Annotated in this window: 1 protein-coding gene and 1 pseudogene; both read right to left on the minus strand. The window is 46.1% G+C overall.

From position 1 onward, the window contains the following. The coding region (istB, locus tag A3756_RS06750) for an IS21-like element helper ATPase IstB (protein WP_068553155.1) at nucleotides 1-714 on the minus strand (714 nt) is incomplete at its 3' end. Beyond that, nucleotides 704-981 (minus strand): annotated as a pseudogene (locus A3756_RS27550) (IS21 family transposase); the annotation flags it as partial. The pseudogene A3756_RS27550 and the gene istB, both read right to left, overlap by 11 nt.

Consider the following 981-nt stretch of genomic DNA (forward strand, 5'->3'; position numbering starts at 1 on the left):
GCGGTAACTTTCGTTACCTGTTTCAATGATGTGACAGTGATGCGTTAGTCGATCAAGTAATGCGGTTGTCATCTTTGCGTCACCGAAGACTTGGCTCCACTCTGAAAAGCTTAAGTTAGTCGTGATAATCACACTTGTTTTCTCATATAGTTTGCCTAGCAAGTGGAACAGTAATGCGCCTCCCGTTTGACTAAAGGGCAAGTAACCAAGTTCATCTAAGATAACCAAATCTGTATGGCTTAACCTGTTCGCAATGCGTCCCGCTTTACCTTCGAGTTTTTCTTGTTCAAGTTGATTCACAAGTTCAATGGTCGATAAGAAGCGCACTCGTAGTCGGTGGTGTTGGATGGCTTGTACGCCTATTGCCGTTGCTAAGTGAGTTTTACCCGTGCCAGGGCCTCCTATAAGTACGATGTTGTGGCTGCCTTCGATGAACTCACAGCGATGAAGCGCTTTGACAAGCGTTTCATCTACACTGCTTTGATTGAAGTCAAAGCCAGCTAGGTCACGGTAGGCTGGGAACCTTGCATGCTTCATCTGATAAGCGATTGATCGCACTTCTCGATCTGTTACTTCAGCTTTGATCAAGGCTTCAAGAATGGGCTGTGCTTGAAGGTAAGATGGCCCAGCTTGCTGTGATAGCTCCATAACACTGTTGGCCATACCGTGTAGTTTGAGTTGTTTGAAGGTGTGGATCATGGTTTCAATGTGCATAAGGATGACCTCTTAGTTGATCGTAGCGTTGTGTGTTGGCAATAGGCTCTTCGTTTAGAATGAGAGAGGGTGGTGTTAGCAAAGGCTCAGGTGTTTCCTGTTCGATGAGTTGGCTCAAACAGTTCATTACATGCTGTTTTGAGGGGTGCCCGCATCGCAGAGATTCCTCAACCGCTTGCTCAACCAGCTGTTCGTCGTGATGAAGTACCAAGGCCAATATCTCGACCATTTCTCGATCACCACCTTGTCGTCGAAGTAAATACTTTT

It is taken from the genome of Oleiphilus sp. HI0086 (genome assembly GCF_001635225.1).